Origin of the sequence: Streptomyces sp. NPDC101234 (genome assembly GCF_044767525.1) — a bacterium.
Taxonomy (GTDB): Bacteria; Actinomycetota; Actinomycetes; order Streptomycetales; family Streptomycetaceae; genus Streptomyces; species Streptomyces sasae.
Genome location: NZ_JBIWOA010000005.1, coordinates 256,333 through 270,551 on the forward strand (window position 1 = coordinate 256,333; position 14,219 = coordinate 270,551).

Consider the following 14,219-nt stretch of genomic DNA (forward strand, 5'->3'; position numbering starts at 1 on the left):
GTCGCCGTTCCCTCGGCGCGCACCCTTGCCCTCCGCCGCCTTCGCGGCGTCGGCCACCTCGGCCCGCTTGGCACGATGCTCCTGCCACAGCGCCTCCGCCTTGCTCCGAGCGATCTCCTGCGCACGCTGAGCGTCGTCGCCCTGCTGCCACAGAGCATGCTCCGCGCGCAGGCCGTCGACTTTCAGATGCAGGGTCGCGTCCGGCCCGAACGGCTTCTTATCCCTGGATTCGGCCCGGTCACGGCCATCCTCCGGGTCGCCCGTCCGCTCCGTTGCGTCCGTCACGACTGCGTCTCCCCTCGCACTCGGTCTTGCGCGCGCGGTGAGACAGGTCGGGTGGACAGGGCCGCGGCAGGCACGGCACGCACGAACCCCCCTCTTCCCCCAGTCTTTTGGCTCCTCGCGGCCAGATTAAATTATCAGTGATCTTTTCAATATCTCCTCACAAGTATCGGACAGAAAGGAACACTCATGAAATTCTGAGGCGCAGTGATGCCCGTCACGCTGGCATCACTGCCGTTAATCTGTCCCCATGCCCCGATACGAGTACCGCTGCCGCCCTTGCGGTGACACCTTCGAACTGTCCCGCCCGATGGCCGAGTCGTCGGCCCCCGCAGCATGCCCGCAAGGACATGAAGACACCGTAAAACTCCTGTCGACGGTGGCGGTGGCAGGCAAGTCCTCGGCACCCGCGCCCAGTTCCGGCGGCGGTGGCTGCTGCGGCGGAGGCTGCTGCGGTTAGCCCCCCGTACGGACCGCCTTCAAGAACTCCCGCAGGATCCGCTCGCCGGCGAGCACCCCGCGCTCGGGCAGCGCACCGATGGCCGGCCCGGTCCAACCGACGTCGGCCAACTCGCCGTGCCCGGGCCGCCATCCGCGGTCCGCGGCCAGCAGCAGGTCGGCGTCCAGCAGGGAATCCCCCGCGGCCAGCGTGAGTTCGGCCCCCGTACGCCGCGCAAGCTCCCGCATCGCCGCGCTCTTGGTCAGCGGTTTCGGCACGGCGTAGATCTTCCGGCCCTGCAGGGACACCGTCCAGCCGCGGTTCTCGGCCCACACCGCCAGGGTCTTCACCCACTCCTCGGGCAGCAGCTCCCGCTCCACGACGAGATAGGCGAACAGGTCCTCGGCGACCCGGTGCTTGCGCAGCCACAGCGGATCGGCGTGCTCCGTCAGATACGCCCGCACCTCGTCCAGCGGCGCGCACTCGTCGGCCAGCCGCGCCAGCACCTGCCCGTGCCAGTCCCCGTCGGACACCCCGTCCACGAGCAGATGACCGCCGTTCGCGCAGATGGCGTACTTCGGCGCGGGCCCGGGCAGGTTGATCCGCTGGTACTGCTTGCGGGTCCGGGTCGTGGTCGGCACGAAGACGGCCGCGTCCCCGAGTTCGGTCAGCAGCTGGGCCGCCGTCTCCGTCATGTACGACAGCGGCCTGGCCTCGTGCACCTCGACGCAGAGCAGCCGGGGCGCCCGCGCGTCCGGCATGGTCAGCGCCAGGGCACCCGCGGAGTAGATGAGCGTACGGTCGAGGTCGCTCGCCACCAGCACCGGCATCAGAGGTTCACCGCCTTGCCGTCGGCGCCCGTCGCCCCGCGCGTGTACTTGGGGTGGATCAACCCGACACAGGTGTACGGCAGTTCGCCGACCTCTTCCACCGGTACCCCTCTCTGTTCCGCAAGCAGCCGTACGTGGTCGAGGTCGGCGCCCGCCCCGGCCCGCGCGAGGATCTTCCAGGGCACCCGGCGCAGCAGCACCCGGGTGGTCTCCCCCACGCCCGGCTTCACGAGGTTCACGTCGTGGATGCCGTACTCCTCGCTGATCCGCTCGACGGCCGCCCAGCCCTCCCAGGTCGGCGTGCGGTCGGCGACGGCCAGCTCCTTCACCGCGCCGTCCACCGCGTCCACGACCTCCTCGAACCGGGCGGCGACCGCGTCCAGGAAGGCCACCGACACATCGGCCCCGGCCAGCTCGCGGTAGAACTTGGCGCCGTGGAAGTCGTCGGGACCGACCAGGTCGGCCCGCAGCACGGTCCGCGAGATCAGCCCGGAGACGGTCGAGTTGAGGCAGGCGGAGGGGATCAGGAAGTCCTCCCGGGTGCCGTACGTCCGTACGCAGGACCCCGGGTCCGCGAGCACCGCGATCTCCGGGTCGAAGCCGCTCACTCCCGTCCGCTCCTCGAACTCCTCGATCGCGTCGGCGAGTTCCCGGGTGATCGCGCCCTTGCCGGTCCAGCCGTCCACGAACACGACGTCCCGCGGGTCGTGGTGCGCGGCCAGCCAGCGCAGCGCGTTCGCGTCGATGCCCCGGCCGCGCACGATCGACACCGCGTAGTGCGGCAGGTCGAGGCCGTACCGGAACTGCGCCCAGCGGCGCATCAGCACACCGACAGGCGTCCCGGCGCGGGCCAGCGAGACCAGCACCGGCCGCGGCGACCGTTCGGCCAGCACGGTCTCGGTGACGACCCCGACGGCCTGCGCGATCCGGGCGGCCGAGGTCTCCAGGGCCGCGTGGAAGAGGGCCTGGTACTGCTCGCTCGGCTGGTACTCCACCGGCAGCGACTCGGCGTAGTGCGCGCCGCCGCTCTGGATCGCCTCCTCGCGCTCCTCGGTCGGTGCCTCCAGCGTGACGTCCGAGAGGTCCTGGAGCAGCCAGCCGACGTCCTCCGGCGGGTACGAGGAGAAGGCGGGGCCACGGAGGGGCTCGGGCAGCATGGCGGGGCTCTCTTCGGGTAGCGCGGGGACGTACGACGGTACAACCGCGAGCAGGACGTGCGGGGCATGCGCGCCGAGCCGGGCCAGCAGGCCGTCGGGGGCGTGCAGTTCGGGGGTGTCGCCGGCCGAGTCAACGAACAGGACGACCGCGTCGAAACCGGCGCCGGCCACGTTGTACGCGTAGCGGTCGCCGGGGCCGTCGGCCGGGTTGTCGTGGGCCGGGAAGACGAGGCGGCTGCGGATGGCGTAGCCGGGGTCGTCGACGGCCAGCACGGGCGAGCGGGTGGTGGTGGAGTACCGCACCTCGGCGGTCACCAGGGCCTCCAGCTCGCGGGCGACTCTGAGGGGGGCGTACATCAGCTCCTCGAAGCCGAGCGTGAGCACGCGGCTCGTACCGGCGGGGAGGGCTTCGGCGAGCCTCGCGGCCATGGTGGGGAGGGCCGACTCCAGGCGTATTCGGTGGGCGGGGGTGAAACCGTGCCGTCCGCCGTCGGGGAGGCCGCGGGGCCAGTGCAGGTCGATGCGGGCCATGCGAGGGGTGGTGCGGTTGTCGGCCGGGTGCGGGGCGGTGGGGGCTGGTCGCGCAGTTCCCCGCGCCCCTGGGGGGTCGCGCTGGAAGTCGGCTTGAGGGGCGACGCCGGGAAGCGGCGCGGGGAACTGCGCGGCCGGCCCGGACGGCGCCGCGCCCGGCCGGTCACCTGTCGCGGCACTCTCTTCGTACCGCGCCACCAGCTCCTGGCCCTTTTCGAGGACGCCCTCCGGCAGGAGCACGGTCCCCGACGCCGCCGCCACCAGGTCCACCCGCGCGTCGATCTCCTCGGCGAACGACGTCAGTCGCCCGGCATCCGCCGGGGAGCGCATATCGACCAATGCGACCACGACGTAACGTTTCCGCGGGTAACGGGCATGGAGGTCCCTGATCGTGTTCAGGACCGTGTTGCCGGTGGAGAACTCGTCGTCGACCAGGACCAGCGGCCCGTCGGTGGCGAGCAGTGCGGGGTCCTCCGGGAGCAGCAGGTGCGAGGTCGCGTGGGAGTGGGCCTCCTCGAAGCCGCCCGCCGGGGCCACCCCCGCCACCGGGCGGCGCGTGGAGTGGAGGTAGGGGGCGAGCCCGATGCCGTCGGCGACGCAGTGACCGAGACCCGTCGCCGTCTCCGCATAGCCCAGGACGACGGCCCGCCGGGCCTCCTCCGCGCCGAGGAGGTCGCGTACCCGGCGGCCCAGGGCGAAGCCGTGGCCGTACACCACCGCGGGGGACTGCGGTACGTGCTTGCCGAGCACGTTGGAGACCAGGAGGTGGGCCCGTTTGGGGTTGCGGCGCAGGGCGAGGCCCAGCAGGGCCGTCAGACCGTCGTCGCCCACGAGCTCGACGCCGAGCCGCTCGGCGACCCAGCTGCCGGACCAGACCCCGTTGTTCGCTGCGATGTTCATGTGTTCCTTGTGTCGTCCCCTAGGGCCCGTCACCCGGGTATTCCGGCGGCGAGCAGCTCCACGAAGCCGACGTCCTCGTTGGCGACACCGAACACCTCGGCGCGGAGCATGGTCCGCTCGGCCCAGGCGCGGTGCGGCTTCACCTCGTTCATCTTGTTCGTGTAGGCCGAGCGAAGTACACCCCCGCCGCCCCGTTCCGGCCGCAGGATGTCCTGGGCGTCGGAGAACTCCTCGTGACTGACGACCGACAGCGCGTGCACGGGGATGACGTGGGACGGGTGGATGCAGGTCTTGCCGAGCAGCCCGTTGGCCTGGTCCAGGGAGATCTCCCGCAGCAGGCCGTCCATGGCGTGCTCGATGAGCCGCTCGCGCAGCTCCACGGCCTGTCCCTCCAGGAAGGGGCTGGAGCGCAGCATCGGCTTGAACATGCGCTCGGGGACCCGGAAGTACTCCCAGACCGGCCCGGTCACCGTGAACCCGGTGCCGTCGGCCCGGCCCAGCATGTTCACCACGTCGGCGATGACGGAGGCGATGATCTGGACGTCGTAGGCGGTCATGTCGGGGGCCCGCCGCAGCCCGTAGGAGGAGCAGAAGTCGGTGACGCCGAGGCGCAGCGCGAGCACCTTGTCGCGGTACTTGTCGACCGCGCGGGCGATGCCCTCCAGGGCGTCCACGCGGGTCTCCCGGTACATCAGCTCGGGTGTCTCCAGGACGGGCATCCCGAACAGCCGGCGCCCGCTGCTCGCCGCGGCGCCGTCCAGCGCCTGCAGGAAGGGGATACCGCGCTCCTCGGTGAACTTCGGGAACACGAACCCGGACAGCAGCGACACGCTCCCGCCCAGCCGTCGTACCAGATCAGGGATCTGCTCGGGCTCGCGCACCCGGATGAAGAGCAGCGGCAGCGCCACGCCCGCATGCTCCCGCTCGGCCAGATCGGCGAACTGCCGGACGAGGTTCTCCTCGCCGGCCACCACGTCCTCGTCACCGATCGAGTCCTCGAGGCACAGCACCATCGAGACCACGCCGAGCCCCGCCTGTTTGACGATGTCGTCGGCGAGCCGCGCCCGGGTGGCCGGACTGTACAGCGTGGCCCCCAGGGCCGCGGAGAGCAGCCGGGCCGGGGAGTCGGCGGTGAACTCGCACGGCTCCTGGTGGAAGAGGCGCTCCCGCACCTCAGGTGCGATGTGCCCGAAATGACGCATAAAACTCCCCCGTGGCGTGGGCCGAGCCTGTGAAATTGGTAAAGGGTGGCCGGTAATAGTACGTACGAAGCCATGTCGGAGGTTCCCGCAGGGCATGAATTTCAGGTAACCCGCCTGTGTCGGTCGCGAGGCACCCCGCATTGTCGTGACCAGGACCGAGAGGGCAGGATGACCGCATGACGCACGCGATGCTGAAGGGGTCGAACGTCCCCGTGGAAGCCACCACGGTCCGGGCCGTGCTGCGCTGGACACCCGGGCAGGGGGTCCCGGACGTCGACGCCTCGGCGCTGCTCCTCGGCCCCGACGGACGTGTGCGCTCCGACGAGGACTTCGTCTTCTACAACCAGCCCCGGCACCCCTCCGGGAAGGTCTGGCGGCTCGGCAAGAAGCGGGTGGCCGAGGGCCTCACCGACACGATCCAGACAGATCTCCCCGGTGTCGAGCCGAATGTCGGCCGAATCCTGCTGGTCGCATCGGCGGACGGCCTCCCGTTCGAACACGTACCCGCCCTGCGCATCCTGCTGTACGACGCCACGTCCCCCGACGCCGAGGCGCTGGCCCACTTCGACATCAAACCGGAGACCGGCGCCGAGACCGCCCTGATCTGCGGCGAGCTGTACCGCAGGGGCGAGAGCTGGAAGTTCCGCGCACTGGGCGAGGGCTACAGCAACGGCCTCAAGGGCCTGGCCACGGACTTCGGCATCTCGGTGGACGAGTCCGAGCCGATGGAGGAGCCGTCGGCGTCCATGCCGCTGCCTCCGGAGCAGCCCGCACCGCTGCCCGTACAGCCGGCCTACGGCTACCCCCAGCCGACCTCACCGGCCCAGCCGCCGGCCTACGGCTTCCCGCAGCCCGCATACACCCAGCAGCAGCCCCAGTCGGGCTACGGCTACCCGCCGCCGGCCCCGATCCCGGTGGCGACGGTCCCGAACACGGACTTCAGGCTGCCGCCACAGGGCCCGCAATTCATCGGACGGTGATCGTCCCTGCTCAGGGGCGCGGGAACTGCGCGACCAGCCACATACGGCCCGCGGTCGCGCAGTCACAAAACACCCCACCCCGGTAGGCGACTACCTCTCCACCTGCGTCTTGTAGCCCCGCCCCCACTGCAGCCCCCACCCGTACAGCCGGTCCAGCTCCCCCTGGAAGCCGTACACGAACTTCACCTCGCGCCGGACGACCAGTTCGCCCTTCACGTTCTCGATCATCACGACCGCACAGGACCGGGCCTGCGGATGCCGCTCGTCGAGGCCTATCTCGATCCGCGGCCCGTTGCTCGGGTAGAGCGTGACGATCGCGTGGGTGCGGTCGAACGCCGGCGTCTGGTCGTAGATGTACACGAACACCAGCAACCGCTTGATGTCGTCGCGGTGGTCGAGGTTGACGTACATCGTCTCGCCGGACGCGGAGCCGAACCTGTCGTCGCCGCTGAGCTTGACGTACGGCGGTGCGTTCACGTCGCCGAGCAGGCCGCCGAGCGGCTGGACGACCCCCTTCGTACCGTCCGTCAGCTCGTACAGCGCACCGAGGTCGAGGTCGACGTTGACCATGCTCTGGCCGTGCCCGATCACCTCCGGCGGCCTGAGCGCCTTGAAGGGGTGCCGGAAGAGACTCTCCCGCTGTTCCCCGTCGAAGTCGGACGTCCGCATCCGCCAGCTCAGGTTGATACGCAGGTTGCCGGTGGCCGCGCCCTGCTTCGTGAGGGACACCTGCTGGTGCCGCTTGGTGAGCTCGATGGAGTTGGACGCGGCGCTGCCCGAGTCGAACTCGGCCGCCTTCCCGCCCAGCAGCCCGTCGAAGAAACCCATTCCCGCCCCCAGAGACTCCTGCCGACAGCTCGGGGCGGCCGGCCCCGCCGGCCGCCCCGATCAGAGCGTTCCTCGTCCAGAAGGGTGTCACACCCTTCTTTTCGGTCGGTCAGACGCCGGACGAGACCTCAGCCTTCTCGTCCGCTCCCGCTTTTCCCTCCGCGGCCGCCAGCCGCTGGTTGCGCCGCACGGAGGACCAGAACGACCAGCCGATCAGGACGACGCCGACGAGGCCGGTGATGACCTCGTTGATCTCGTACTGGATGGTGACCATGAGGATCACGGCCAGCGCGCCGATCGCGTAGTGGGCGCCGTGCTCCAGGTAGACGTAGTCGTCCAGGGTGCCCTGGCGGACCAGGTAGACGGTGAGCGAGCGGACGTACATCGCGCCGATGCCGAGGCCGAGGGCCATGAGCACGATGTCGTTGGTGATGGCGAAGGCGCCGATCACGCCGTCGAAGGAGAAGGACGCGTCCAGGACCTCCAGATAGAGGAACATGAAGAACGCGGCCTGGCCGGCCAGCACCACCGCCGACTTCTTCTTGCCGGTGCGCTCGGCCTCTTCCTCCTCCTCGTGCTCGCGCTCCTCCTCGGCTTCGAGACGGTCCTCGAAGAAGCCGGAGAGGCCGCCGACGATCATGTACGTGATCAGACCGGCGATACCGGCGATCAGGACCGTCTGCGCCTTGTCGACGTGGCCGCCGCCGTGCTGGTGGGCGTGGGTGGCGAAGGTGAAGGAGGTGATCAGCAGGACGATCAGGGCGATGCAGACCGACAGCATGTCGACCTTGCCGAGCTTGGCCAGCGGGCGCTCGATCCAGCGCAGCCACTGGATGTCCCGGTCCTCGAAGATGAAGTCGAGGAAGATCATCAGCAGGAACATGCCACCGAAGGCGGCGATCGCCGGGTGGGCGTCGGTCACCAGCTGCTGGTAGCGGTCCTTGTTGTTGAGCGCGAGGTCGACGGCCTCGATGGGGCCCATCTTGGCGGTGATCGCGACGATGACGACGGGGAAGACCAGCCGCATGCCGAAGACCGCGATGAGGACGCCGACCGTGAGGAAGATCTTCTGCCAGAAGGCGTTCATCTTCTTCAGGATCCCGGCGTTGACGACCGCGTTGTCGAACGACAGGGAGATTTCGAGGACGGCGAGGATCGCGACGATGCCGAAGGCCTGCCAGCCCCCGTAGAAGACCGCGGCGACCAGGCCGAGCGCGGTGATCGCGAACGACCAGCCGAAGGTTTTCAGAAGCACTGGCTACCCAATCATCGTTTACTCGGCTTTACTCACTGTTGACCGAAGTGTAGAGGGCATCGGCGTCCTGCGGGTCTGGCGGGCCCCACATCCGGACTGTGAAGCTGCTAGGAGACATTCACACCGAAGTCGAGTGCGATGCCCCGCAGCCCGGAGGCGTAGCCCTGCCCCACGGCACGGAATTTCCACTCGCCCTGGTAGCGGTAGAGCTCGCCGAAGATCATGGCGGTCTCGGTGGAGGCGTCCTCGCTGAGGTCGTAGCGGGCGAGCTCCTGGCCGTCGGCCTGGTTGACCACCCTGATGAACGCGTTGGAGACCTGGCCGAAGGTCTGGCCGCGCTCGTCGGCCATGTGGATCGAGACCGGGAACACGATCTTGTCGCAGGTGTCCGGCACCTTGGGCAGGTCGACCAGAATCGATTCGTCGTCGCCCTCGCCCTCACCGGTGAGGTTGTCCCCGGTGTGCTCCACGGAGCCCTCCGGGCTCTTGAGCTGGTTGTAGAAGACGAACCACTCGTCGCCCAGGACCCGCCCGCCCTGGCACAGCAACGCGCTGGCGTCCAGGTCGAAGGGGGCGCCGGTGGTGGAGCGGGCGTCCCAGCCGAGTCCGATCATGACGTTGGTGAGGTTCGGTGCGGCCTTGGAGAGGGAGACATTGCCTCCCTTGGCGAGCGTGACGCCCATGGTGATGGTCCTCCCCTGACGGTGCTTCTCCGGTTGTCCTGCGCGTCCGGCGCCGACCGTAAACGGTGCGGCGCCGGACAGAGCGGACTTTCGAGCGCCCGGGATGCGGGCGCTGTGGCTCAGACGTTGACGCCGAAGTCCTGGGCGATGCCGCGCAGGCCGGAGGCGTAGCCCTGGCCGATGGCACGGAACTTCCACTCCGCGCCGTTGCGGTACAGCTCGCCGAAGACCATGGCGGTCTCGGTCGAGGCGTCCTCGGACAGGTCGTAGCGGGCGATCTCGGCGCCGCCGGCCTGGTTGACGACGCGGATGAACGCGTTGCGGACCTGGCCGAAGGACTGCTGGCGGTTGTCGGCGTCGTAGATCGACACCGGGAACACGATCTTGTCGACGTCGGCCGGGACGGTGGCCAGGTCGACCTTGATCACCTCGTCGTCGCCCTCGCCCTCACCGGTGAGGTTGTCGCCGGTGTGCTCCACCGAGCCGTCGGGGCTCTTGAGGTTGTTGAAGAAGACGAAGTTCTGGTCGCTGCCGACCTTGCCCGCCGAGTTCAGCAGCAGGGCGCTGGCGTCCAGGTCGAAGTCGGTGCCGGTGGTGGTCCGGACGTCCCAGCCCAGACCGACGAGGACCGCGGTCAGGCCGGGGGCCTCCTTCGTCAGCGATACGTTGCCGCCCTTGCTGAGGCTGACTCCCACGAGTCCTCCCATGTGGTGTCCAGGGGCGGTCAGCCCCCGTCGTACGTCGGATACCGGATCAACGATTCGATCCTAGTGACGGGTTCCCGACCCCCGCAGGCCCTGGACCCCGAAGAATTACCGGGTGTCGGCCATGTCGACCCCTAGGGGTCCGCCGAGGGGGTTACAGGAGGGTCACCGTGCGTGTCACAGCGCGTCGAGCGCCGTCACGTACTCGTTCAGGTCGCGGGCGTCCGGCAGTCCGTTGACCACGGTCCACCGCACGACGCCCTCCTTGTCGATGACGAAGGTGCCGCGCACCGCGCAGCCCTTGGCCTCGTCGAAGACGCCGTACGCGCGCGAGGTGTCGCCGTGCGGCCAGAAGTCGCTCAGCAGCGGGTACTCCAGGCCCTCCTGCTCGGCGAAGACGCGCAGGGTGTGGATGGAGTCGTTGGAGACGGCGAGCAACTGCGTGTCGCGGTCCTCGAACCTCGGCAGGTTGTCGCGCAGCTCGCACAGCTCACCGGTGCACACACCCGTGAAGGCGAACGGGTAGAAGAGCAGCACCACGTTCTTCTCACCGCGGAAGTCGGACAGCCGCACGGTCCGGCCGTGGTTGTCCTTGAGCTCGAAGTCGGGCGCCTTGTCGCCGACCTGGATCGCCATCGCTGCATCCCTTCGTCAGGGGCTGTTCGGGTGTGCACACCCTATGCGGCGACCCTTGCGAGGCGATCACGGCAGGCCGATGCCGGGCCGGTCACGGCAGATCTGGGGACGGACCGGCGCCCGGTCCGTCCCCAGACGGGGCTCAGCGCTTCTTGGCGGCACCCTTCGGCGTGTTCAGCCGGCTGCCGTTCCAGTCCTTGCCCACACTGACGCTCTTGGTCTGCGAGAGGCCGGCGGTCGTGACCGCCTCGCCGATGTCGCTCGGCTCGACGTAGCCGTCGCGGCCGGTCTTCGGCGTCAGCAGCAGGATCGTGCCACCTTCTTCGAGGTAGCCGAGGGCGTCGACCAGCGCGTCCGTCAGGTCGCCGTCATCCTCACGGAACCAGAGCACCACGGCGTCAGCCACGTCGTCGTAGTCCTCGTCCATCAGCTCGTTGCCGATGGTCTCTTCGATGGACTCGCGGAGCTCCTGGTCGACGTCGTCGTCGAAGCCGATCTCCTGGACCACCTGGTCTGGCTGGAACCCCAGCCTGACGGCAGGGGTGGTCCGCTCCTCCGCGTGGTCCGCGGTCGCGCTCACGGGTTGCCTCCTGATCATGTCTTGGTGATGAACTCAGCCACGCGCGTGCGCGAAGCATTGGCCGTAGTCCACACGGGCGGGACGGATCGCGCAAGTACCCGGCCGTTCAGACCGCCGAAACGGTGACGATCCCGGCCGTGTCGCCGCAACTCCCGGCACCGTATCGCGGACAGCTGTGACACACACCACTCCCTTTTGCCCGCAATGCACCTTTCGGAATCATCCTCACATACGGCGGTCGAACGAGTTTGCCAAGCGCGTCACACCCCGGGCGTATCGTTGCGTTTTGGCCGGTCCCGAGTTACCTCACGGTAGAGATGACGTGCGCCGCCCCGGGGTGGACCATGGACAGCGGTGCAGGCAAGACGCGGGGAAAAGCGGCGAAAACAGAAAAAACAGGGAATCAGTGCCCCTCTGACAGGTAAGGAACAGCGTGGCTTCCGGATCCGATCGCAACCCGATCATCATTGGCGGCCTTCCGAGTCAGGTTCCTGACTTCGATCCCGAGGAAACCCAGGAGTGGCTCGACTCGCTCGACGCCGCCGTGGACGAGCGCGGCCGGGAGCGGGCCCGCTATCTGATGCTCCGCCTGATCGAGCGGGCGCGCGAGCGGCGCGTCGCCGTGCCCGAGATGCGCAGCACGGACTACGTCAACACGATCCCGACCCGGGCCGAGCCGTTCTTCCCGGGCAACGAGGAGATCGAGCGCAGGGTCCTGAACGCCACCCGCTGGAACGCGGCCGTGATGGTCTCCCGCGCGCAGCGCCCGGGCATCGGCGTCGGCGGCCACATCGCCACCTTCGCGTCCTCCGCGTCCCTCTACGACGTCGGCTTCAACCACTTCTTCCGGGGCAAGGACGACGGCCTCGGCGGCGACCAGGTCTTCTTCCAGGGGCACGCCTCCCCCGGTATCTACGCGCGCGCGTTCCTGCTCGACCGGCTCAGCGAGACCCAGCTGGACGGCTTCCGCCAGGAGAAGTCGAAGTACCCGGACGGCCTCTCCAGCTACCCGCACCCGCGCTCCATGCCGGACTTCTGGGAGTTCCCGACCGTCTCGATGGGCCTCGGCCCGATCGGCGCCATCTACCAGGCGCGGATGAACCGCTACATGCACGCGCGCGGGATCGCCGACACCTCGAAGTCACACGTCTGGGCGTTCCTCGGCGACGGCGAGATGGACGAGCCCGAGTCGCTCGGCCAGCTGTCCATCGCGGCTCGCGAGGGCCTGGACAACCTGACCTTCGTGGTCAACTGCAACCTGCAGCGGCTCGACGGCCCGGTGCGCGGCAACGGGAAGATCATCCAGGAGCTGGAGTCGGTCTTCCGCGGCGCCGGCTGGAACGTGATCAAGCTGGTCTGGGACCGCACCTGGGACCCGCTGCTCGCCCAGGACCGCGACGGCGTGCTCGTCAACAAGATGAACACGACCCCCGACGGACAGTTCCAGACCTACGCCACCGAGTCGGGCGCGTACATCCGCGACCACTTCTTCGGTGACGACCAGCGGCTGCGCGCGATGGTCGAGCACATGACCGACGACCAGATCCTGCACCTGGGCCGCGGCGGCCACGACCACCGGAAGATCTACGCGGCGTTCAAGGCGGCCACCGAGCACCGGGGCCAGCCGACGGTCATCCTGGCCAAGACGATCAAGGGCTGGACGCTGGGCCCGAACTTCGAGGGCCGCAACGCCACGCACCAGATGAAGAAGCTGACGGTCACCGACCTCAAGGGCTTCCGCGACCGGCTGCACCTGCCGATCTCCGACAAGGAGCTGGAGTCCGGCCTGCCGCCGTACTACCACCCGGGCCGGAACTCGGAAGAGATCCAGTACATGCACGACCGGCGCAAGGGCCTCGGCGGCTACGTCCCGACCCGCGTCGTACGCTCCAAGCCGCTCGCCCTCCCGGACGACAAGACGTACGCGACCGTGAAGAAGGGCACCGGCCAGCAGTCCATCGCGACCACCATGGCCTTTGTCCGCCTGCTCAAGGACCTCATGCGGGACAAGGAGCTCGGCCGCCGCTTCGTGCTGATCGCGCCGGACGAGTACCGCACCTTCGGCATGGACTCCTTCTTCCCGAGCGCGAAGATCTACAACCCGCTCGGCCAGCAGTACGAGGCGGTCGACCGCGACCTGCTGCTCGCCTACAAGGAGTCGCCGACCGGCCAGATGCTGCACGACGGCATCTCGGAGGCGGGCTGCACGGCCTCCCTGATCGCGGCCGGCTCGGCCTACGCCACCCACGGCGAGCCGCTCATCCCGGTCTACGTCTTCTACTCGATGTTCGGTTTCCAGCGCACCGGCGACCAGTTCTGGCAGATGGCCGACCAGCTGTCGCGCGGTTTTGTCCTGGGCGCGACCGCCGGCCGTACGACCCTGACCGGTGAGGGCCTCCAGCACGCGGACGGCCACTCCCAGCTGCTCGCCTCGACGAACCCCGCCTGTGTCGCCTACGACCCGGCGTACTCGTACGAGATCGCGCACATCGTCCAGGACGGCCTGCGCCGGATGTACGGCGGCGACGCCGAGCACCCGCACGGCGAGGACGTCTTCTACTACCTCACCGTCTACAACGAGCCGATCCAGCACCCGGCCGAGCCGGCCGACGTCGACGTCGAGGGCATCCTCAAGGGCGTCCACCGGATCAGCGCGGGCACGGCGGGCACGGTCCCGGCGCAGATCATGGCGTCCGGCGTGGCGGTCCCCTGGGCGATCGAGGCCCAGAAGATCCTCGCCGAGGACTGGAACGTGAAGGCCGACGTCTGGTCCGCCACCTCCTGGAACGAGCTGCGGCGCGAGGCCGTGGCATGCGAGCAGCACAACCTGCTCCATCCGGAGGAGGAGCAGCGCACCCCGTGGGTGACGCAGAAGCTGAGCGGCGCCGAGGGTCCGTTCGTGGCCGTGTCCGACTGGATGCGATCGGTTCCGGACCAGATCGCGCGCTGGGTGCCGGGCACGTACCAGTCGCTGGGCGCGGACGGCTTCGGCTTCGCCGACACGCGGGGCGCGGCGCGCCGGTTCTTCCACATCGACGCGCAGTCGATCGTGGTCGCGGTGCTGACCGAACTGGCCCGCGAGGGCAAGCTCGACCGCTCGGTGCTGAAGCAGGCCATCGACCGGTACCAGTTGCTGGACGTGACCGCGGCGCACCCGGGCGCGGCGGGCGGCGACGCGTAGGCCATATCGGCGGTATCGGCTGTATCGGGCA

12 protein-coding genes are annotated in these 14,219 nt (G+C 69.1%); 3 read left to right on the forward strand and 9 right to left on the reverse strand.

All coding sequences use genetic code 11. From position 1 onward, the window contains the following. Nucleotides 1-532 precede the first annotated feature (532 nt). On the forward strand, nucleotides 533-742 hold the full coding sequence (locus tag ACIRR9_RS11840) for a zinc ribbon domain-containing protein (protein WP_384557305.1): 210 nt from the start codon (nucleotides 533-535) through the stop codon (nucleotides 740-742). Here ACIRR9_RS11840 and ACIRR9_RS11845 read toward each other — a convergent pair. From ACIRR9_RS11845 to ACIRR9_RS11855, 3 genes are read right to left on the reverse strand one after another with little or no spacing between them, the layout of a single operon-like run. Then, on the reverse strand, nucleotides 739-1,551 hold the full coding sequence (locus tag ACIRR9_RS11845) for an HAD family hydrolase (RefSeq protein ID WP_403750185.1): 813 nt from the start codon (nucleotides 1,549-1,551) through the stop codon (nucleotides 739-741). The genes ACIRR9_RS11840 and ACIRR9_RS11845 overlap by 4 nt on opposite strands. Continuing rightward, nucleotides 1,551-4,139 carry a phosphoribosyltransferase gene (locus tag ACIRR9_RS11850; protein WP_403750187.1) on the reverse strand — a complete coding sequence of 863 codons (2,589 nt, stop codon included), beginning with the start codon at nucleotides 4,137-4,139 and terminating at the stop codon, nucleotides 1,551-1,553. Before ACIRR9_RS11850 ends, ACIRR9_RS11845 begins: the two co-directional genes overlap by 1 nt. 29 nt (nucleotides 4,140-4,168) lie before the next feature. Next, nucleotides 4,169-5,341: an HpcH/HpaI aldolase/citrate lyase family protein gene (locus ACIRR9_RS11855; protein WP_403750189.1), complete on the reverse strand. Its 1,173-nt coding sequence runs from the start codon at nucleotides 5,339-5,341 to the stop codon at nucleotides 4,169-4,171. A gap of 176 nt (nucleotides 5,342-5,517) precedes the next feature. Between ACIRR9_RS11855 and ACIRR9_RS11860 the strand changes: the two genes are divergently transcribed. Beyond that, nucleotides 5,518-6,321, forward strand: coding sequence for a TerD family protein (locus tag ACIRR9_RS11860; RefSeq protein ID WP_403750191.1), 804 nt, complete (start codon nucleotides 5,518-5,520; stop codon nucleotides 6,319-6,321). 90 nt (nucleotides 6,322-6,411) lie between these two features. Here ACIRR9_RS11860 and ACIRR9_RS11865 read toward each other — a convergent pair whose 3' ends face one another. The 6 genes from ACIRR9_RS11865 to ACIRR9_RS11890 all read right to left on the reverse strand — a co-directional run bounded on the left by ACIRR9_RS11865 (nucleotide 6,412) and on the right by ACIRR9_RS11890 (nucleotide 11,007). After that, nucleotides 6,412-7,149, reverse strand: coding sequence for a Tellurium resistance (locus tag ACIRR9_RS11865; protein WP_403750193.1), 738 nt, complete (start codon nucleotides 7,147-7,149; stop codon nucleotides 6,412-6,414). 109 nt (nucleotides 7,150-7,258) lie between these two features. Further along, nucleotides 7,259-8,404 carry a DUF475 domain-containing protein gene (locus ACIRR9_RS11870; protein ID WP_365336748.1) on the reverse strand — a complete coding sequence of 382 codons (1,146 nt, stop codon included), beginning with the start codon at nucleotides 8,402-8,404 and terminating at the stop codon, nucleotides 7,259-7,261. 107 nt (nucleotides 8,405-8,511) lie between these two features. Then, nucleotides 8,512-9,087, reverse strand: coding sequence for a TerD family protein (locus tag ACIRR9_RS11875; protein WP_293997730.1), 576 nt, complete (start codon nucleotides 9,085-9,087; stop codon nucleotides 8,512-8,514). A gap of 119 nt (nucleotides 9,088-9,206) precedes the next feature. Then, the gene (locus tag ACIRR9_RS11880) at nucleotides 9,207-9,782 is read right to left on the reverse strand and encodes a TerD family protein (RefSeq protein WP_123977456.1); all 576 of its coding nucleotides are present in this window, start codon (nucleotides 9,780-9,782) and stop codon (nucleotides 9,207-9,209) included. A gap of 186 nt (nucleotides 9,783-9,968) precedes the next feature. Beyond that, nucleotides 9,969-10,427, reverse strand: a complete 459-nt coding sequence (locus tag ACIRR9_RS11885) for a peroxiredoxin (RefSeq protein WP_123977454.1) — start codon at nucleotides 10,425-10,427, stop codon at nucleotides 9,969-9,971. A gap of 142 nt (nucleotides 10,428-10,569) precedes the next feature. Then, complete coding sequence (locus tag ACIRR9_RS11890) at nucleotides 10,570-11,007, reverse strand: DUF3052 domain-containing protein (protein ID WP_365336747.1); 438 nt, start codon at nucleotides 11,005-11,007, stop codon at nucleotides 10,570-10,572. A gap of 433 nt (nucleotides 11,008-11,440) precedes the next feature. Here ACIRR9_RS11890 and aceE point away from each other — a divergent pair, with 433 nt between their 5' ends. Beyond that, on the forward strand, nucleotides 11,441-14,188 hold the full coding sequence (aceE, locus tag ACIRR9_RS11895) for a pyruvate dehydrogenase (acetyl-transferring), homodimeric type (RefSeq protein ID WP_403750197.1): 2,748 nt from the start codon (nucleotides 11,441-11,443) through the stop codon (nucleotides 14,186-14,188). Nucleotides 14,189-14,219: the final 31 nt, after the last annotated feature.